General features: G+C 71.4%; 17 protein-coding genes. 11 read left to right on the top strand and 6 right to left on the bottom strand.

What is annotated here, in order from left to right:
- The first annotated feature begins 311 nt into the window (after positions 1–311).
- Positions 312–2,417, top strand: coding sequence for an FUSC family protein (locus tag ACZ5ID_RS26870; protein ID WP_468902823.1), 2,106 nt, complete (start codon positions 312–314; stop codon positions 2,415–2,417).
- 15 nt (positions 2,418–2,432) lie between these two features.
- Here ACZ5ID_RS26870 and ACZ5ID_RS26865 read toward each other — a convergent pair whose 3' ends face one another.
- Complete coding sequence (locus ACZ5ID_RS26865) at positions 2,433–2,933, bottom strand: hypothetical protein (RefSeq protein WP_468902820.1); 501 nt, start codon at positions 2,931–2,933, stop codon at positions 2,433–2,435.
- Between the two features lie 243 nt (positions 2,934–3,176).
- Between ACZ5ID_RS26865 and ACZ5ID_RS26860 the strand changes: the two genes are divergently transcribed.
- Positions 3,177–3,416, top strand: coding sequence for a DUF397 domain-containing protein (locus ACZ5ID_RS26860; protein ID WP_385539564.1), 240 nt, complete (start codon positions 3,177–3,179; stop codon positions 3,414–3,416).
- Between the two features lie 133 nt (positions 3,417–3,549).
- Here the strand turns inward: ACZ5ID_RS26860 and ACZ5ID_RS26855 are convergent, their stop codons facing one another.
- On the bottom strand, positions 3,550–4,053 hold the full coding sequence (locus tag ACZ5ID_RS26855) for an ATP-binding protein (RefSeq protein ID WP_468902817.1): 504 nt from the start codon (positions 4,051–4,053) through the stop codon (positions 3,550–3,552).
- A gap of 311 nt (positions 4,054–4,364) precedes the next feature.
- Here ACZ5ID_RS26855 and ACZ5ID_RS26850 point away from each other — a divergent pair, with 311 nt between their 5' ends.
- From ACZ5ID_RS26850 to ACZ5ID_RS26840, 3 genes are all read left to right on the top strand, one after another.
- The gene (locus ACZ5ID_RS26850) at positions 4,365–5,228 is read left to right on the top strand and encodes a helix-turn-helix domain-containing protein (protein WP_468902815.1); all 864 of its coding nucleotides are present in this window, start codon (positions 4,365–4,367) and stop codon (positions 5,226–5,228) included.
- 107 nt (positions 5,229–5,335) lie between these two features.
- The gene (locus tag ACZ5ID_RS26845) at positions 5,336–6,793 is read left to right on the top strand and encodes an aldehyde dehydrogenase family protein (RefSeq protein ID WP_406556791.1); all 1,458 of its coding nucleotides are present in this window, start codon (positions 5,336–5,338) and stop codon (positions 6,791–6,793) included.
- 60 nt (positions 6,794–6,853) lie between these two features.
- Positions 6,854–7,471 carry a PadR family transcriptional regulator gene (locus ACZ5ID_RS26840; RefSeq protein ID WP_468902811.1) on the top strand — a complete coding sequence of 206 codons (618 nt, stop codon included), beginning with the start codon at positions 6,854–6,856 and terminating at the stop codon, positions 7,469–7,471.
- Between the two features lie 178 nt (positions 7,472–7,649).
- On the opposite strand, the gene ACZ5ID_RS26835 is transcribed toward ACZ5ID_RS26840, so the two are convergent.
- Both ACZ5ID_RS26835 and ACZ5ID_RS26830 read right to left on the bottom strand, forming a co-directional pair.
- Positions 7,650–9,080 (bottom strand): glutamate decarboxylase, encoded by a 1,431-nt coding sequence (locus tag ACZ5ID_RS26835; RefSeq protein ID WP_468902809.1) that lies wholly within the window; start codon positions 9,078–9,080, stop codon positions 7,650–7,652.
- 19 nt (positions 9,081–9,099) lie between these two features.
- Entirely contained in the window at positions 9,100–9,465 is a 366-nt protein-coding gene (locus ACZ5ID_RS26830) for a YbjQ family protein (RefSeq protein WP_344077302.1), read from the bottom strand.
- 171 nt (positions 9,466–9,636) lie between these two features.
- Between ACZ5ID_RS26830 and ACZ5ID_RS26825 the strand changes: the two genes are divergently transcribed.
- On the top strand, positions 9,637–10,323 hold the full coding sequence (locus tag ACZ5ID_RS26825; RefSeq protein ID WP_468902806.1) for a DedA family protein: 687 nt from the start codon (positions 9,637–9,639) through the stop codon (positions 10,321–10,323).
- A 20-nt stretch (positions 10,324–10,343) separates the two neighbouring features.
- Here ACZ5ID_RS26825 and ACZ5ID_RS26820 read toward each other — a convergent pair whose 3' ends face one another.
- Together ACZ5ID_RS26820 and ACZ5ID_RS26815 are read right to left on the bottom strand one after the other, a co-directional pair.
- Entirely contained in the window at positions 10,344–12,044 is a 1,701-nt protein-coding gene (locus tag ACZ5ID_RS26820) for a threonine/serine exporter family protein (RefSeq protein WP_468902804.1), read from the bottom strand.
- A gap of 71 nt (positions 12,045–12,115) precedes the next feature.
- Positions 12,116–12,610, bottom strand: a complete 495-nt coding sequence (locus ACZ5ID_RS26815; protein WP_101389400.1) for an inorganic diphosphatase — start codon at positions 12,608–12,610, stop codon at positions 12,116–12,118.
- A gap of 213 nt (positions 12,611–12,823) precedes the next feature.
- Between ACZ5ID_RS26815 and dacB the strand changes: the two genes are divergently transcribed.
- From dacB to ftsH, 5 genes are all read left to right on the top strand, one after another.
- Positions 12,824–14,215 carry a D-alanyl-D-alanine carboxypeptidase/D-alanyl-D-alanine endopeptidase gene (gene dacB, locus ACZ5ID_RS26810; protein WP_468902971.1) on the top strand — a complete coding sequence of 464 codons (1,392 nt, stop codon included), beginning with the start codon at positions 12,824–12,826 and terminating at the stop codon, positions 14,213–14,215.
- A 54-nt stretch (positions 14,216–14,269) separates the two neighbouring features.
- Positions 14,270–15,409 carry a zinc-dependent metalloprotease gene (locus tag ACZ5ID_RS26805; RefSeq protein ID WP_468902801.1) on the top strand — a complete coding sequence of 380 codons (1,140 nt, stop codon included), beginning with the start codon at positions 14,270–14,272 and terminating at the stop codon, positions 15,407–15,409.
- A gap of 209 nt (positions 15,410–15,618) precedes the next feature.
- Positions 15,619–16,689, top strand: a complete 1,071-nt coding sequence (gene tilS, locus ACZ5ID_RS26800) for a tRNA lysidine(34) synthetase TilS (protein WP_468902799.1) — start codon at positions 15,619–15,621, stop codon at positions 16,687–16,689.
- 53 nt (positions 16,690–16,742) lie between these two features.
- A complete protein-coding gene (hpt, locus tag ACZ5ID_RS26795; protein WP_159689106.1) occupies positions 16,743–17,282 on the top strand; it encodes a hypoxanthine phosphoribosyltransferase in 540 nt (179 codons plus the stop codon).
- 181 nt (positions 17,283–17,463) lie between these two features.
- A complete protein-coding gene (gene ftsH, locus ACZ5ID_RS26790) occupies positions 17,464–19,491 on the top strand; it encodes an ATP-dependent zinc metalloprotease FtsH (protein WP_406551964.1) in 2,028 nt (675 codons plus the stop codon).
- Positions 19,492–19,495 lie beyond the last annotated feature (4 nt).

The raw sequence follows: 19,495 nt of genomic DNA, 5'->3' as shown, positions 1-19,495 counted from the left end.
AGGCCCGTACTCGGCTTGCCCCGCCGACCCGTACTCGGCCTGCGGTAACCCGGGTTCGCGGCCAGCCTCCGGAAGCCCGCCCCCGTCCTGAGCCGCTCCGTCGGCCGCACCCCCGGAACCCACCCCCGCCGACCCGCACTCGGCCTGCGGAATCCGGGTCCGCGCCAGCCTCCGGAAGACGGCCCCCGCCCCCCCGCCCCCTGAGACCAGGCCCCCAGGCCCGCCCCGACGCACCACCCTGCCCCCCGCTCCTGCCCCCCGGAAGCCCCAGGCAGCCGAGGCCGGGCAAGGTCCCCCGATACGCTCTGGGTATGGGCTGGCTCCCCGCGTTGAAGGAGGCCGGGCGTTCGGGGCTGAGCGTCGAGCGGCGGCGGCTCGAACCCGCCGTCGCGCTGCGCGGCGCCGCCGGAGTCGCCCTCGTGGTCGGTGTCAGCCTCGTCGCTCTCGGCCCCACCGCCGCCGTGAGCTCGGCGTTCGGCGCGTTCCAGGCCGCCATCGCCACCTTCCAGCGCAGCTGGCGCCCCCGCCCGGTGCTGGCGCTCGCCTCCGGTGCCAGCCTCGCCGTCTCCACCTTCCTCGGCTATCTCGTCGGCGCCCACTCCCCGTTCTTCCTGGCGCTGCTCGCCCTGTGGACGTTCACGGCCGGTCTCGCCTGGGCCGTCGGCCCCACCGCCGGAATCATCGCCTCCTCGAACGTGGCGATCATGCTGGTCACCGTCACGCTGCCCACCTCGATCCCGGCCGCTGCCGGGCACGCCGGGATGATCGCGGCGGGCGGTGTCGTCCAGGCGGCCCTCGTCGTGCTCGTCCCGATCCGCCGCTGGGGTGCCCAGCGCGACGCGCTGGCCGACGCGCTCGCCGCCGTGGCCGACTACGCCCGGCGCCTGCGGCACGACCCGCGCGCCCCGTTCGACCCGCAGCCCCTGATGACCGCCCGGCTCGCCGCCGCCGTCACCCCCCGCGAGGCCCGCCGCCGCCCGGCGGAACTGCACGGGTCCCGGGGCGTCGCCGAGCGCATCCGCCCGGTCCTCGCCTCCCTCGCCGACCCCGCACTCGGCGTCCCGCAGGAGGGCCCCGAGCGCGACCGGGTGCGCGAGCTGCTCGGCGCCGCCGCCTCCGTGCTCGACGCGGCGGCCCGGGCGATCCGGCACGGCGAGGCCGTGCGCATCCCCGCTCCCGCCGAGGCCGCGCTGCGGACGCCCGACACCGGCGCCATCCTCACCGGGCCGGCCCGGCGCGCCGCCACCCGGCTGACCGCGCTCCTCGGCGACGTCATGGAGACGGCCGAGGGCACCGGCGGCGAGGGGACCGGGCCGCTGCTGCGGCCCACCCTGCCCCGGCTCGTCCCGCTCGCCCTCGCCACCATGCGCAAGGAGCTGGGCCGCCGCGACTCCCCGGTCTTCCGGCACGCCGCCCGCGTCTGCGCGGTCGCCGCCGTCGGCTACCTCCTCGGCAAGGCGCTGCCGCTCGGCCACGGCTACTGGGCGCCCATGGCCTCCGTCATGGTGATGCGCCCGGACTTCTCCCAGACGTACTCCCGCGCGGTCGCCCGCTTCGGCGGCACCCTCGTCGGCGTCGCCCTCGCCACCGGCCTCGTCCAGCTCACCCACCCGGGCCCGGGCCTCTCCGTCACGCTGGCGGTGATCTGCGCGTTCCTGATGTACCTGCTGATGCGTACGGGATACGCGGCGGCCAGCGCGTGCGTCTCCGCGTATGTGGTCTTCCTGCTCGGCACCGGGGGTCTGCAATGGACCCAGACCGTCCCCGACCGGGTGCTGCTCACGCTGGTCGGCGGGGTACTGGCGATGGCCGCGTACGCGCTGTATCCGGCGTGGGAGACGCCCCGGCTGCGTACCCGGCTCGCGGACTGGCTGGCCGCCTGCGGGCGGTACGCGGCGGCCGTCACCGACCGGTACGCCGCCCCCGCCGCCCCCGCCGGCCAGGTGCGCGAGGCGCTGCTCGACACCCGGGCGGCCCGGCTCGCCTGGCAGGAGGCGCTGGACCGGGCCACCCACGAGCCGGTCCGCCACCGGGGACTGTCCAGGTCGGCGGCCGAGGACGCCGGGCGGGCGGTCGAGCAGCTCGGCCGGATCGCGATGCTGATGGAGGCGCACGTCCCCGAGAGCGGCGCGCCCCCGGTCCCGGCCGCCGCCGCGTTCGGCGGGGCGCTGCGCCGGGCCACCGAGCGGGGCGCGCGGGCGGTGCGGGAGCGGCGGGTGCCGCAGTGGGGTGAGGTGGAGGAGGCGCTGACCGCGTGGGACGCCGAGGCGGGGCCGGACCGGCCGGACCGGGTGGTGCGCAAGGGCGCGGGGCTGCTTCTCGACCGTCTGGCGGAGCTCTCGGACGCGCTCGCCCCGCCCGCCCCGCCGATGGCCGTCAAGGACCCCGGTCCGCCGTCCCGCCGGGGAAGTGTGTGACGGGGGAGGCCCGGGTCAGGGGGTCGGCAGGCCCGCCGTCGGGATGCCGGCCGGCAGCTTCCCGTCCAGTTCCGACTTGGTGAAGGTGTCGGACTTGCCGCCCTCCCACTTCACCGTGAGGGTCTTGCCGTCCTTGCTCAGGGACGGCATGCCGGCCACGCGGTCGGTGTTGCCGTCGGCGCACTTGAGCTCGATCATCGCCATGCCGTTGTCGTTGACCGTGCCGCTGCACGTGTGTTCGCCGCCGAGCGCCACGGTGGTCCCGCTGATCACCAGGGCGGTCGGCTTGCCCTGGAGCACGGCCGCCCAGGCTCCCGCGATGTCCTTGGCGGCCACCTTGCCGCCGCTGCTGCCGTTGCCGGAGCCGCCGGTCGGGGTCGCGCTCGCGCTCTGCCCGCCGCCCTCGGGGCTCTTGTCCTTGGACTTGTCGCCGCTGTCCGAGCTGGAGCACCCCGCCAGGGCCAGACAAGCGGCGAGGGCCACGGCGCCCGCCCCGTCACGTACATGCCTGCGCACTGTTGAATTCCCCTTGCTTCGACGATTTCCGGACGCGACAAGCTACCAGCGCGTGAACCTCTGGGGCGCGGGACGCGTCTATACCCAGTGGACGAGTAGTCCAACCCGGTGGAAATGCCTGTAACGACCCGAGTACCGCGCGTGCACGTGCATATGCTCATGCAGGCGCACATGAACACGGCTATGATCCGGGGCAGTTGACCTTTCACAGATGTACGTCTGCACATCCCCCCGGGAGCGACCTTGCACCACGCGTACAACGGCATGGCGGCAACGGAGCTTCAGGGTGTCGTCTGGCAGAAGAGCCGCCACAGCAACTCGCAGGGGACCTGCGTGGAGTTCGCGCGGCTGTCCGGGGGAAGGGTTGCCGTCCGCAACTCGACGTTTCCGGACGGCCCCGCACTGGTCTACACGCGTGCGGAGATCGAGGCGATGCTCCTCGGCATCAAGGACGGCGAGTTCGACCACCTGATCACGGACTGATCAGCGACTCCGGAAACGCGCAGACTCCGGAAACGCGAAGACTCCCGAAACGCGAAGACTCCCGAAACGCGAACGGGCCCCCGCGCGGGGGCCCTCATGACGTACGGGTGCGGAAAGACGCGCCGGTCCGGGCTCAGTCGGCCGCCTGGAGGCGGAACAAGGCCCAGACCACCTTGCCGTTCAGGGTGCCCGTGAGCGGGTGCCAGCCCCAGGAGTCGCTGAAGGAGTCCACCAGGAACAGACCGCGCCCCGACTCGGCGTCGCAGTCGTCGGAGCCGGGCGAGGACGGGCTGTCCACGCTGGGGTCGCGCACCGCGCACACCAGCCGGCTGGTCCAGCGCATCAGATGCAGCCGCACCGGCGACGCGTCCGACTCGCGGACGGTGTCGGCGGGCAGCGCGTGCCGCAGGGCGTTGGTGACGAGCTCCGAGACGACCAGGGCCACCTCGTCGAAGCGCTCCGACAGCTCCCACTGGCCGAGCGTCTTCTTGGTGAACTGACGGGCCCCGCGCACGGCTTCGAAGCGGGCGGGCAGCGCGCAGGAGGCGGAACTGGCCACTGCCGAGGGGTCGATGGGCGGGAGGGCCTGCCTTAAAGGCTCCAACGGCTCCAGCATGGTCGATCCATTCGTCCCCATGCGAGGCACTCCCGGGATTCGCGGCCGTGGCGGTACAGGCGAACGTGGCGTACAGCAGAACAGAACGCTGGGCACAGCAGGACACAAGACGAGCACGCAGGTGCGCGGGGACCATGGTTCCGAATGGCCGCTCCTGATGCAAGGGCAGATGCACGTGCACGTGCCAGACGTGTCCGAACCCGTGGTGATTGTTGCTCATTTCTTCCCGCGGCCGATTTCGGAGCTTGACCATTTCCGTAATCGAATGAGTACGGGGTGAAGCGTTTTGGTGGCAGACTGCCGTGCACCGTCGGTTGGGGAGGGACAGCGAAGTGACCGCAGGAGAGTCGAGCGGGTCGGTGGTCCGGCGCATTCTGCTGGGATCGCAGCTCAGGCGCCTGCGCGAGTCCCGGGGCATCACCCGTGAGGCCGCCGGGTATTCGATCAGGGCGTCCGAGTCGAAGATCAGTCGTATGGAGTTGGGGCGGGTGAGCTTCAAGGCAAGGGATGTCGAAGACCTGCTGACGCTCTACGGGGTCACCGACGACGCCGAGCGCGCGTCGCTCCTGGGGCTGGCGAAAGAGGCCAACATCGCGGGCTGGTGGCACAGTTACGGCGACGTACTGCCGGGCTGGTTCCAGACGTACATCGGCCTGGAGGGCGCGGCCTCGCTCATTCGGATCTACGAAGTGCAGTTCGTGCACGGCCTGTTGCAGACCGAGGCGTACGCCAACGCCGTCGTCCGGCGCGGCATGCCCAACGGCTCCGGCGCGGAGATCGACCGCCGGGTGGCGCTGCGTCTGGAGCGCCAGAAGGCGCTGGTCTCCGAGCGCGCCCCGAAGTTCCACGCCGTCCTCGACGAGGCCGCGCTGCGCCGCCCGTACGGCGAACGGGATGTGATGCGCGGCCAGTTGAGGCACCTCATCGAGGTGTCCGAGCAGCCGAACGTGACACTCCAGGTGATGCCGTTCAGCTTCGGTGGGCACGCGGGCGAGAGCGGGGCGTTCACCCTGCTGCGCTTCCCCGAGTCCGACCTCTCCGACATCGTCTATCTGGAGCAGCTCACCAGCTCGCTCTATCTGGACAAGCCGGAGGAGGTCGCCCAGTACGAGCGGGCGATGGAACGGCTCCAGAAGGACAGTCCGGGACCGGAGGAGAGCCGCGATCTTCTCCGTGGACTGCTCCAACTCATCTGATACGTCAGTACGATGACGTCACATCAGGGTTGTGTACCGGAAGCGGGGGACACAGTGGACGCGACGACGGACACGGTGGCGGCGCAGTGGCAGCAGTAAGGGATGGCATGTCCTTCTTCACCGACCTGGCCCACCAGTACATCGACGGCGAGTGGCGTACCGGCAGCGGGTCGTGGGACATCATCGACTTCGATCCCTACAACGGGGAGAAGCTCGCCGCCATCACGGTCGCCACCGTGGACGAGGTCGACGAGGCCTACCGCGCGGCCGAGCGCGCCCAGATCGGCTGGGGTGAGACCAACCCGTACAGCCGGAGACTGGTCTTCGAGCGCGCGCTGCGGATCACCGAGGAGCGCGAGCCGGAGATCATCGAGGCCATCGTCACCGAGCTGGGCGGCACCCGCCTCAAGGCCGGCTACGAGGTGCACCTCGCCAAGGAGTTCCTGCGCGAGGCGATACAGCTGGCGATACGGCCGGAGGGCCGGATCCTGCCGTCGCCCGTCGACGGCAAGGAGAACCGCGTCTACCGGCTGCCGGTCGGCGTGGTCGGGGTCATCAGCCCCTTCAACTTCCCCTTCCTGGTGACGCTGAAGTCGGTCGCGCCGGCCCTGGCGCTCGGCAACGCCGTCGTGATCAAGCCGAACCAGAACGCGCCGGTGGTCGGCGGCGGCCTCATCGCCAAGATCTTCGAGGACGCCGGTCTGCCGGCCGGGCTGCTGAACGTGCTGGTCACGGACATAGCCGAGATAGGCGACGCGCTCATAGAGCACCCGGTGCCCAAGGTGATCTCGTTCGCGGGCTCCGACCGCACCGGCCGCCATGTGGCCGCCGTCGCGGGCAGCCACTTCAAACGGGCCATCCTGGAGCTGAGCGGCAACAGCGCGCTGGTGGTCCTGGACGACGCGGACATCGACTACGCGGTGGAGGCGGCGGTCTTCAGCCGCTTCGTCTACCAGGGGCAGGTCTGTATGGCCGCCAACCGCGTCCTGGTGGACCGGAGCATCGAGCAGAAGTTCACCGAGAAGTTCTGCGCACGGGTCGCGGCCCTCAAGACCGGCGACCCGGCCGACCCGGCGACCGACATTGGCCCGGTCATCAACAGCTTCCAGGCGGACGCCCTCACCGCGCTGGTCGACCAGGCCCTCGCGGAGGGCGCCACCGCGCTCGTACGGGGGCGTACGCGCGGCAGCCTCGTCGAACCCACCGTGCTGACCGGTCTGCCCGAGGACTCCCCGCTGCTGCGGCAGGAGATCTTCGGCCCGGTGGTGCTGCTGCTCTCCTTCGACGGCGAGGAGGAGGCGGTACGGATGGCCAACGACAGCCCGTACGGCCTGAGCGGCGCCGTCCACACCGGCAACGTGGAGCGGGGCGTGCGGTTCGCCAAGCGGATCGTCACCGGCATGATCCACGTCAACGACTCGACCATCCAGGACGAGCCTCTGGTGTCGTTCGGCGGCGAGAAGTACTCCGGGCTCGGGCGGCTGAACGGCGACTCCACGATCGAGGCGTTCACGACCCAGAAGTGGATTTCGGTGCAGCACGGGAGGAGCCAGTTCCCGTTCTGATCCCTCGCGCGCACGGAGCTGGTTGCTCCCGCGAACGGCTGAGGTCATAGGCTGACGCGCATGTCAGCGATCCGACTCCTCGTCCTCGGCGCGATCCGCCAGCACGGCCGGGCGCACGGCTACCAGGTCCGCAACGACCTGGAGTACTGGGGCGCCCACGAGTGGTCCAACGCCAAGCCCGGCTCGATCTACCACGCCCTCAAACAGATGGCGAAGGAGGGCGTGCTGCACGCCCACGAGATCGCGCCGAGCACGGCGGGCGGTCCGCCGCGTACCGAGTACGAGCTGACGGAGGCGGGCCGCGAGGAGTATCTGAAGCTGCTGCGCGCGGCGCTGACCTCCTACGACCAGAAGATGGACATGCTCTCGGCGGCCATCGGGTTCATGGTCGACCTGCCGCGCGCGGAGGTGGTGGCGCTGCTGCGCGACCGGCTGGAGCGGCTGGCGGCCTGGCGGAGCCGGGTGACCGAGCACTACACCCCCGAGGAGGGGCCCGAGTCCCTGGGCCACATCGGCGAGATCATGAACATGTGGGTCCACTCGGCGGACGCGGAGGCGGCGTGGACGGGTGGCCTGATCGCCAGGATCGAGGCGGGCGCGTACACGTTCCGGGGCGAGGGGGAGCCGTTCGTGGGGGTGCTGGCGGACGGCGAGGACAACCCGTACGGCGGGGCCTGAGCGCGTTTGCCATGTCACAGCCCCGCGCCCCTTGGGGGCTGTGACAGTTGCCCGCAGCCCAGATGCCCTGAGGGGCGCGGGGAACTGCGCGAGCAACCACGCACGATCCGCAGTCGAACACGCACCCGCGACACCACCGCACCGCACCACCCCGCACCGCCCCGCGCCCGGCGACCGCTCAGTGGTGGAAGGCCGTGGCCTCCGCCTCCTCCCGCCCCAGCGGAGCGCTCTGCCGCCGCAGCTCCGGCAGCAACCGCCCCAGATCCTCCACCAGCATCCCCGCCAGGTCCGACGAGAACCCGTTGCGGCACACCACCCGCAGCACCGAGAGGTCCTCGCGGTGGGGCGGGAACGTGTACGCCGGGACCAGCCAGCCCCGCTCCCGCAGCCGCCGCGACACATCGAACACGTCGAACCGCTCCACCTCCGGCGCCGTGGTGAACGCGAACACCGGCAGCTCGGTCCCGCGCGTGAGCAGCCGGAAGTCCCCCATCGCCTCGATGCGGTCGGCGAGCGAGCGCGCCACGTCCCGGGTGGTCCGCTGCACCGCCTGGAACCCTTCCCGGCCCAGCCGCAGGAACGTGTAGTACTGCGCCACCACCTGCGCCCCCGGCCGGGAGAAGTTCAGCGCGAACGTGGGCATGTCGCCGCCCAGGTAGTTCACCCGGAAGACCAGCTCCTCCGGGAGCTCCTCGGCCGAGCGCCACAACGCCCAGCCCACGCCCGGGTACACCAGGCCGTACTTGTGCCCGGACGTGTTGATCGACGAGACCCTGGGCAGCCGGAAGTCCCACACCAGGTCCTCGTCGAGGAAGGGCGCCACCATCGCCCCCGACGCGCCGTCCACATGGACCGGCACATCAAGACCCGTACGCTCCTGCAACGCGTCGAGTGCCGCGCAGAGTTCCGCGATCGGCTCGTACGATCCGTCGAAGGTCGAGCCGAGGATGCCCACCACGCCGATCGTGTTCTCGTCGCACAGCTCGGCCGCCGCCTGCGGGTCGAGGTGGAAGCGGTCGCCCTCCATCGGGACCTGCCGCGCCTCGACCTCCCAGAAGGCGCAGAACTTCTCCCAGCAGACCTGGACGTTCACGCCCATCACCAGGTTCGGCACCGCGTCCCGCCCGGGATAGCGGTCCGCGTTCCGCTTCGCCCAGCGCCGTTTGAGCGCCATCCCGGCGAGCATGCACGCCTCGCTCGACCCCGTCGTCGAGCAGCCCACCGCACCGGCCGGGTCGGGCGCGTGCCACAGGTCGGCGAGCATCGCCACACAGCGCCGCTCCAGCTCGGCGGTGCGCGGGTACTCGTCCTTGTCGATCATGTTCTTGTCCCGGCACTCCGCCATCAGCACCGCCGCCTGCGGTTCCATCCAGGTGGTGACGAACGTGGCCAGGTTGAGGCGGGAGTTGCCGTCCAGCATCAGTTCGTCGTGGACGAGCTGGTACGCGGTGGAGGGGGCGAGCGGCCGGTCGGGGAGCCGGTGCCGGGGCGGCGCCGAGGTCATGGAGCCGACCGGATCGGCCTCTCCGTAGAACGGGTTGAGGGCGAGCCGTTCGTGGTCCTTCTCGTGCTCCGGTGCCTTGTCGCCGCCACCCGGGTGCAGTGCCATGGTCTCGGGTCCCCCCGTCTCAGAGTTTCGTGATCACTACCGCCGTTCCGTACGCGCAGACCTCCGTCCCCACGTCGGCGGCCTCGGTGACGTCGAACCGCATCATGAGGACGGCGTTCGCCCCACGCGCGCGTGCCTGCTCCACGAGCCGCTCCATGGCCTGGTTGCGGGTCTGCACGAGCGTCTTGGTCAGCCCCTTCAGCTCGCCGCCGATCATGGACTTCAGCCCGGCGCCGATCTGGCTGCCGAGGTGCCGGGAGCGCACGGTGAGGCCGAAGACCTCTCCGATGACCTGCTGGACCTGGTAACCGGGCACGTCGTTGGTGGTCACGACCAGTACGTCGGACTGTGCGCCCTGCCCGCCGCCGAAATCCTCGATGCCCATCGCGCCGCCTTCCTGGAAGATCCTGGGACCCAGCTTCGTACCCGCCCGGGCCCCGCGCATCCCCAGGAACCCGGTGGAACCTGGAGCGTGCCGGAGGCGTTGATAGCTTTGGCCCGTCAACGCGCGCTTACGCGCCCCCGCCCCATCCCTCACCCAGGAGCGCCGGAACCCGTGACCACCCTCGCACTCGGTCCGAGCTGGCTGGACCCCGACCAGTTGCTGTCGTCGTTCGGCCTGGCCGGTCTGCTGGTGATCGTCTTCGCCGAGTCCGGCCTGCTCATCGGCTTCTTCCTGCCGGGGGACTCGCTCCTGTTCACCACCGGCCTGCTGGTCACCGGCGGCAAGATCGACACCCCGCTGTGGCTGGTGTGCCTGATGGTGGTGGCCGCCGCCGTGCTGGGCGACCAGGTGGGCTATCTCTTCGGCCGCAAGGTCGGCCCCTCGCTCTTCAACCGGCCGGACTCCAAGCTCTTCAAGCAGGAGAACGTGGAGAAGGCCCACGAGTTCTTCGAGAAGTACGGCCCGAAGTCGCTGGTGCTGGCCCGGTTCGTGCCGATCGTCCGGACGTTCACGCCGATCATCGCGGGCGTGAGCCGGATGAACTACCGCTCCTTCATCACGTACAACGTGATCGGCGGCGCGCTGTGGGGCGCGGGGGTGACGCTGCTGGGCGCGGCGCTGGGCAACGTCGAGTTCGTGCACAAGAACATCGAGCTGATGCTGGTCGCGATCGTCCTGATCTCGGTCGTCCCGATCGCGATCGAGTTCCTGCGGGCGCGTTCCAAGGCGAAGAAGGCGGGCCCGGGGGCCACCGCGACCCCGCCCGCGCAGCAGCGCAGGCGGCACGCGAAGCGCTGAACGGGGGACGTATACGCGCCTCAGAACCCCCGCGTCCGCTTGGCCGCCTTGCGGGCCGCCCCCGGCGCCGTGAGGAACATCCGCGACATCTCGCTCCCGAGGTTCACCCCGATCGCGATGGCCATCGCCAGCGCCGCGGCCTTGGCGATGTTGGCGAGCCCCTGGCCCCCGTGGTTCTGGGCGATCGCCAGCACCCCGAAGTAGGTGGCGCTGCCCGGCAGCAGCGGCCCGATCGCCGCGGTCACGTACGGCAGCGCCGAGGTGTTGCGGTAGCGCGCGACCAGCTGCCCGAAGAGGCCGACCAGCCCGGCCGCCACCGCCGTCGCCATGATCGGCGAACCATGGGCGGTGACCGCGATCGACGCGTAGATGACCCAGGCGACCCCGCCGTTCAGCGTGGCGATCCACACGGTGGACCGTTCCTGCTGGAGCAGTACGGCGAAGGTCAGACAGAGCGCCATGGAGGCGAGCGTCTGGACGACGGGGCGCTCGATGGGGCTGAGCGCCCCCTCCGGGTTCAGCTTGGCGTCGACCTGGAGCCCCCCGTACAGCACGGTGAGCACTCCGATCACGATCGCCACGAAGAAGTACGTGACCTCGAGCAGACGGGCGGAGGCGGTGATGTAGAAGCCGGTCAGGCCGTCCTGTACGGCGGCCACCAGCGCCCGTCCCGGGATCAGGGCGAACAGGCCACCGGTGATGACCGCGGAGGGCCGCAGATCCCAGCCGAGCAGGCTGAGCGCCACCCCCATCGCCGCGGGAGGCATCGCCGCCACCACGAACTGGTAGAACTCCGGCAGCCCGCGCGCCGCGCAGAGCCAGGCGAGCCGGTCGCCGAGGATCGCCCCGGCCGCCGCCACCAGGAACACCGTCACGCCACCGCCGACCAGCACCGAGGCCGCCCCGGCGAGCACGCCGGCGGCGAGGGTGAGGACCCAGCCGGGGTACGGGTGCCGGTTGCGGCGGATCTCCGCGAGGCGGCGGTAGGCCTCTTCGAGGGTGACGTCGTGGTCGGAGCTGGTCATGTCCGTGACGAGCCGGTGGACGGCCGCCAGGCGCGTGTAGTCGGTGCCCCGGCGGCGTACCGTCCGGTTCGCCGTGACCGGGTCGTCCACCAGGGACGGCTGGTGGGTGACGGCGAGCAGGGTGAAGGTCACCGTCGGCTCGCAGCGGTCCAGCCCGTAGCTGCGGCAGATCGCGAACATCGCCGCCTCGACGTCCTCGGCGCCCTCGCCGCCCGCGAGCAGCAGCTCGCCGATACGCAGCGTCAGGTCGAGCACGCGCGGCACGGCTGGCCCGGCGTCGTCGGTCTTCAGGGCCGTCTCCGGCCCCGGCCGCTCACCCACCGGCATCCGCAGCATGGTGCGCATCCGGTCCTGCCAGGGCGCGTCCTTGGAGAGGCGCACCAGCGGCAGGCCCGCGGTGGTGACCATGGCGGACGGCGCCTCACGGGCCGAGTAGGTGCTGGGCGGAGCGAAGGCCGAGGCGGGCGCCTGCTCGGCCGGCGGCTCGGGCTCCGGCACCCCGGCCGGCAGCGCGAACTCGGAGGTCGGCGAGTCCTCCTCCGGGGGACCCGGCTGCGCCACTCCGTCGGGAGCCGCGAAGGCGCTCCGCGCCTCGTCAGAGGGCTTGCGCTCCTCAGGCTCCTGCTGCTCAGGCACCCCTTGCCTCCCTCCAGTCCCTTGCGTACGCAAGCGTGTGCCCAGTATGTGGGTGATCATCAAGTCGTACGACAACGGGCGGCGCACCCCGGAAGGTGCACCGCCCGTCGTCGTACCGGCTCAAAGGCGCGTCAGTGCGCGCCGCCCTGTGCCTCAAGGCGCTTGTAGGAGGCCTTGATCTCCTCCTCGGCCTCGGCGCGGCCGACCCAGTTGGCGCCCTCGACGGACTTGCCGGGCTCCAGGTCCTTGTAGACCTCGAAGAAGTGCTGGATCTCCAGGCGGTCGAACTCCGACACGTGGTGGATGTCGCGCAGGTGCTCGACACGCGGGTCGGACGCCGGCACGCAGAGCAGCTTGTCGTCGCCGCCCGCCTCGTCGGTCATACGGAACATGCCGATGGCGCGGCAGCGGATCAGGCAGCCCGGGAAGGTCGGCTCGTCCAGGATGACCAGCGCGTCCAGCGGGTCACCGTCCTCGCCGAGGGTGTTCTCCACGAAGCCGTAGTCCGCCGGGTAGCTGGTCGAGGTGAAGAGGCGACGGTCCAGGCGGATCCGGCCGGTCTCGTGGTCCACCTCGTACTTGTTCCGCGAACCCTTCGGGATCTCGATGGTGACGTCGAACTCCACGGGTGGCTCTCCTCCATGATCAGCACATGCATTGGTCGGTTCCCACGTCCCCCGGGTCGGGCCCGGGACACTCAGCCGGACGGGCCGCCGGTGCTGACCCGGTGTGCCATGTTCGCGGCAAGACGCAGTTCTGGTGATTAAGTGTCCCTCACGCAGGTGTGTGATCGCGAAAGGGGCTGGTCCTCGGTGCCGGGACCCAAGACATGGCAGCTCATGGCGGGTGCGGCTGCGGTAGGCCTGGCGGTGGCGGCCGGAGCGGTGGCCACGGCCGGTCCCTGGGACTCGGGTCAGCGTACGGCGGAGCGCGACCGCGCAGCGGCTCACCGGCGAACAGGTGGCGCACATCACCTGGGCGCGCCCCCCGCACCGGCGCCCGCGCCCAGCGCCAGGGGCGTACTGGCCGCTTTGCGCGCCCCCGTGGAAGCGCCGGCGGACACCGTGCTCGACCAGGTCCTAGCCCCCCTGCTCACCTCGCCCGGCCTCGGCCCGCAGCCCTCCGCCGCCGTGTACGACACCGCCACCGGCAAGCAGCTCTACGGGCAGCGCGCGGACGCCGCCATGACGCCCGCCTCCACCGTCAAGATCGCCACCGCCGTCGCCGCCCTGTCCGCGCTCGGCCCGGACCACCGCATCCCCACCACCGTCGTCGCCCCCGCCACCGGCACCGAACTCACCCTGGTCGGCGGCGGCGACCCCACGCTCGGCAAGGACGGCCTGCGCACCCTCGCCGACGCCACCGCCCGCGCCCTGCGCGCCCGGGGTGCCACCACCGCGTCCCTCACCTACGACCTCTCCCGCTACAGCGGCCCCGAGCGCCACCCCATCGGCCCGAACGAGAACATCGCGCCCGTGGTCGCCCTGATGACCGACGAGGGACGGACGGACAGCAGCGACAGCGGCCCCGCGCCCCGCAGCTGGGACCCGGCGGGGGACACCGCCCGTACCTTCGCCTCACTGCTGCGCGAGCGCGGCATCACCTCTGGTCCGCCCCGGCCCGGACGCGCCCCGCGCGGCGCCACGGAGCTCGCCCGCACCCTCTCCGCGCCGCTGTCCGACCTGGTCGAGCGGATGCTCACCAACAGCGACAACGACCTCGCCGAGGCGCTCGCCCGTCAGACGGCCGTCGCCGCCGGACGGCCCGCCGACTTCGACGGGGCCGCCAAGGCGGTCGCCGACCGGATCGCCGGGCTCGGCCTGCCCCGGACCGCCGCCGCCCGGTTCGCCGACGGCAGCGGCCTCAGCCGTGAGAACCGCGTCAGCGCCCGGCTCCTGACCCTGCTGCTGGCCCGCGCCGGCGACCCCGCCCACCCGGAGCTGCGCCCGGTCCTCACCGGCCTGCCGGTCGCCGGGTTCACCGGCACCCTGCGCGCCCGCTACGGGACCGCCTCCGCCGGGACCGGCCTCGTCCGCGCCAAGACCGGCACCCTCTCGGGCGTCAACGCGCTCGCGGGCACCGTCGTGGACGCCGACGGCCACCTGCTCACCTTCGCCTTCCTCGCCGCCGACACCCCGGGCCCCGACGCCGCCCAGCAGGCCCTGGACCGGCTCGCCGAGCGGCTCGCCCGGTGCGGCTGCCGGGCCGGCGCCCCCGCACCCGCCCCGTAAGCACCCGGCGTCAACCCTCCTCCCCCGCGCGGGAGGACAACGTACGGTTGACGCATGACGAGCATCGGTGGTGCCGCTTCTTCTGGGATGGTCGACTGGAACCTCGCGGTGGCGACCGCGACCCGACTGGTGAGGCCGGGCCCGGAGGTGAGCCGTGACGAGGCCCGCGCCGTCGTCGCGGAGCTGCGCCGGCACGCGAAGGCCTCGGAGGAACACGTACGGGCGTTCACCAGGATGATCCCGGAGGGGGTGCGGCCCGCCGACACCCCCGTCCTGGTGGTCGACCGGGCGGGCTGGGTCAGGGCCAACGTGGCCGGTTTCCGTGAGGTCCTGAAGCCCCTGCTCGACAAGATGCAGGAACGCCGGGGGAGCAGCCCGGGCAGCGCCGTCTTCGGCGCGGTCGGCGGCAAGGTCACCGGCGTGGAGCTGGGCATGCTGCTCAGCTTCCTGTCCTCGCGCGTCCTCGGGCAGTACGAGACGTTCGCGCCCTCCACCCGCGAGCTCCCCGCCGGGGAGAACGGCGGCGGGCGGCTGCTCCTGGTCGCGCCCAACATCGTCCACGTGGAGCGCGAGCTCGACGTCGACCCGCACGACTTCCGGCTCTGGGTGTGCCTGCACGAGGAGACCCACCGCACCCAGTTCACCGGCGTGCCCTGGCTGCGCGACCACCTGGAGGGCGAAATCCAGTCATTCCTGGGGGAGACCGACGTCGACCCGATGACCATTCTGGAGCGGCTGCGCGAGGCCGCCCAGTCGCTCGCCGGAAGCCGTCCCGAGGGCGAGGAGGGCGACAGCGGGCGCTCCCTGGTGGAGCTGGTGCAGACGCCCGCCCAGCGGGAGATCCTCGGCCGGCTCACCGCCGTGATGTCGCTCCTGGAGGGCCACGCCGACTTCGTGATGGACGGGGTGGGACCGCAGGTCGTGCCCTCGGTGGCGGAGATCCGCGAGAAGTTCCAGCAGCGGCGTGCCAAGGGTGCCTCGCGCCTCGACCAGGCCCTGCGCAAGCTCCTCGGCCTCGACGCCAAGCTGCGCCAGTACCGCGACGGCGAGCGTTTCGTCCGGGCCGTCGTCGACCAGGTCGGCACGGACGGTTTCAACCGCGTGTGGACCTCGCCCAACACGCTCCCGACCAAGGCGGAGATCGCCAAACCGGCGGACTGGGTCGCGCGGGTGCACAGCAGGACGGAGGGCTGAGCGGGCGGGCGCCGACCGCGCCCACGTACCCGGGGCCCGCGACTGTCCCCCGGAAATGCGCAGGATCACCCATCCGAGGGACCGTAGGGCATGGGTAGGCGTGCAATGCTCGGGTATCGGCTCAGTTCTGTCACCATCTACGCACTCTGTGTGACCGATCTTTTCCCTCGTCCCGAGGCACCCCCCAACATCACCGAAGGGCACCGGACATGGGTCCCCATCCTGCGGTCGCGGCGATACGCCTGGCGGTCCGCCGCGCACTCCACGACGTCCTGCGCGATGCGCTCGTCCTCCACGACGGCCGCACGCCGCCCCCCGACACCCCCCTCGACCTCCGGCGCGTCACCGCGCGCGAGGGCGGCGCCGACGGACCCCTGGTCCTCGTCGCCTGCTCCGGCGGCGCCGACTCCATGGCGCTCGCCTCCGCCCTCGCCTTCGAATCCCGCAAGCTCCCCGTCCGCGCCGGCGCCGTCACCGTCGACCACGGCCTCCAGCCCGGCTCCGACCAGCGCGCCGCCGAGGTCGCCGCCCGGCTCACCGCGCTGGGGCTCGACCCGGTCGAGGCCATCACCGTCAAGGTCGGCCGCGAGGGCGGCCCCGAGGCCGCCGCCCGCGACGCCCGCTACGCCGCCCTGGACGCCGCCGCCGAGCGCCACGGCGCCGCCGCGATCCTGCTCGGCCACACCCGCGACGACCAGGCGGAGACGGTCCTGCTCGGCCTCGCCCGGGGCTCGGGCACCCGCTCCCTGTCCGGCATGGCCGCCGTCTCCGGCGCCCACGGCCGCTACCGCCGCCCCTTCCTCCAGCTCGACCGGCACACCGCCCGCAAGGCCTGCCTGGTCCAGTCGCTTCCCGTCTGGGACGACCCGCACAACGCCGACCCCGCCTACACCCGCTCACGGCTGCGCCACGAGGGCCTGCCCGCCCTGGAGAAGGCGCTCGGCAAAGGCGTCGTGGAGGCGCTGGCACGTACCGCCGAACTCTCCCGCGACGACGCCGACGCCCTGGACGCCTGGGCCGCCGAGGTCGACCCGTCGGTCCGGGACGAGGCCGGCGAGCTGCTCTGCGGACGGCTCTACGCCCTGCCCGCCGCGGTCCGCCGGCGGGTGCTGCGCAAGGCCCTCATCCACGCCGGTTCCCCCGCCGGCTCGCTCTTCGCCCGCCATGTCGAGGAGGTCGACCGCCTGATCACGAGCTGGCGCGGCCAGCGGGCCATCAACCTCCCCGGGCGCGTCGAGGCACGGCGGCAGGGTGGCAGACTGGTCATCCGGCAGAGCTGAGCTCAGTTACGTACCACGAACCTAAGAAAGCGGCCCGGGTGAACGAGAAGGACATGGGCACCGACCTCCAGTCGGTGCTCATCACCAAGGAAGAGATCGACGCCAAGCTGGTCGAGCTGGCCGCGAAGATCGACGCGGAGTATGCCGGCAAGGACCTCCTGATCGTCGGCGTCCTCAAGGGTGCCGTCATGGTCATGGCGGACCTGGCGCGCGCGCTGTCCACCCCGGTCACCATGGACTGGATGGCCGTCTCCTCCTACGGCGCGGGCACCCAGTCCTCCGGTGTCGTCCGCATCCTCAAGGACCTCGACACCGACATCAAGGGCAAGCACGTCCTGATCGTCGAGGACATCATCGACTCCGGCCTCACGCTCTCCTGGCTGCTCTCCAACCTCGGATCCCGCGAGCCCGCCTCCCTGGAGGTCTGCACGCTGCTCCGTAAGCCGGATGCCGCAAAGGTCGCGATCGACGTGAAGTGGATCGGATTCGACATTCCGAATGAGTTCGTCGTCGGATACGGCCTGGACTACGCCGAGAAGTACCGCAATCTCCCCTTTGTCGGGACACTCGCTCCGCACGTCTACGGCGGCTGAACCGGGTACCCGGACGGGAACTCGGAGCCCCCTTCCCGCGTTGGAGCTTGGGAAGGCGGGTTTGTCAGCCGTCCCTTGCGGTCTCGGGTGACAATGCTGGGGTACCGTCCGAAGAACAGTCTTTACTCACAGCAGCATTTACCTACGGGCAGGAGGGACGGGGCGTTCTCGCTCCGTATGGATGGACGTGAAGCGATACTTCCGTGGGCCGGTCATGTGGATCGTGCTGGCCGTCCTCGCCGTGGTCGTGTTGATGCAGGTCGTCGGCTCGTCGGGCGGCTACAAGACGGTGGACACCTCTGAGGTCGTCCAGGCGATCGACAAGAACCAGGTAGACGAAGCCAAGATCACGACCGGCGACGAGTCGGTCATCAAGGTCGACCTCAAGGACGGCCAGAAGGTCAAGGGCGCCAACAAGATCCAGGCGAGCTACATCGGCGACGCCCAGGGCACCAGCCTGGCCAACAAGCTCCAGGGCAAGTTCGACAGCGGGGACCTGACCAAGGGCTACACGGTCTCCCCCTCGAAGCAGAACCCGATCGTGGGGATCCTGCTCTCGCTGCTCCCCTTCGTCCTCATCGTCGTCGTCTTCCTGTTCCTGATGAACCAGATGCAGGGCGGCGGCTCCCGGGTCATGAACTTCGGGAAGTCCAAGGCGAAGCTCATCACCAAGGACACCCCGAAGACGACGTTCTCGGACGTCGCCGGGGCCGACGAGGCCGTCGAGGAGCTCCACGAGATCAAGGAGTTCCTCCAGGAGCCGGCGAAGTTCCAGGCCGTCGGCGCCAAGATCCCCAAGGGCGTGCTGCTGTACGGCCCGCCCGGCACCGGCAAGACCCTCCTCGCGCGCGCCGTCGCGGGCGAGGCCGGCGTCCCCTTCTACTCGATCTCCGGCTCCGACTTCGTCGAGATGTTCGTCGGCGTCGGCGCCTCCCGGGTGCGCGACCTCTTCGAGCAGGCCAAGGCGAACGCCCCGGCGATCGTCTTCGTCGACGAGATCGACGCCGTCGGCCGGCACCGCGGCGCGGGCCTCGGCGGCGGCCACGACGAGCGCGAGCAGACGCTCAACCAGCTGCTCGTCGAGATGGACGGCTTCGACGTGAAGGGCGGCGTCATCCTGATCGCCGCCACCAACCGGCCCGACATCCTCGACCCGGCCCTCCTGCGCCCCGGCCGCTTCGACCGCCAGATCGCGGTCGACCGCCCGGACATGCAGGGCCGTCTGGAGATCCTCAAGGTCCACCAGAAGGGCAAGCCGGTCGCCCCGGACGTCGACCTCGCGGCCGTCGCCCGGCGCACCCCCGGCTTCACCGGCGCCGACCTGTCGAACGTGCTGAACGAAGCGGCGCTCCTCACGGCGCGCAGCAACCAGAAGCTGATCGACAACCACATGCTGGACGAGGCGATCGACCGCGTCGTGGCGGGCCCGCAGAAGCGGACCCGGATCATGTCCGACAAGGAGAAGAAGATCACCGCGTACCACGAGGGCGGACACGCCCTGGTCGCGGCGGCTTCCCCGAACTCGGACCCGGTCCACAAGATCACGATCCTGTCGCGCGGCCGTGCCCTCGGCTACACGATGGTCCTGCCGGACGAGGACAAGTACTCGACCACGCGCAACGAGATGCTCGACCAGCTCGCCTACATGCTCGGCGGGCGCGCGGCCGAGGAGCTCGTCTTCCACGACCCGACCACGGGCGCGGCGAACGACATCGAGAAGGCCACGGCCACCGCGCGCGCGATGGTCACGCAGTACGGCATGACCGAGCGGCTCGGCGCGATCAAGTTCGGCGGCGACAACACGGAGCCGTTCCTGGGCCGTGAGATGGCGCACCAGCGCGACTACTCGGAAGAGGTCGCGGCGCTGGTCGACGAAGAGGTCAAGAAGCTCATCGAGACCGCGCACAACGAGGCGTGGGAGATCCTCGTCGAGAACCGCGACGTCCTCGACAACCTGGTCCTGCGGCTTCTGGAGAAGGAGACGCTGGGCAAGGAGGAGATCGCCGAGATCTTCGCCCCGATCATCCGGCGCCCCGCGCGTCCGGCCTGGACGGGCTCCTCGCGGCGTACGCCGTCGACGCGCCCGCCGGTCCTGTCGCCGAGGGAACTGGCCCTGACCAACGGCGCCACCACCGCCAACGGCTCGGCCCCGACGGACTCGGTCCCGACCGAGCAGCTCCCCGGCGCGGAGGACCGCCCCGAGAGCTGACCCC

The organism is Streptomyces sp. NPDC031670, from assembly GCF_055580545.1.
Note: the sequence above shows the minus strand (reverse complement) of the source record. Positions and strands in the feature narration are given on the sequence as shown.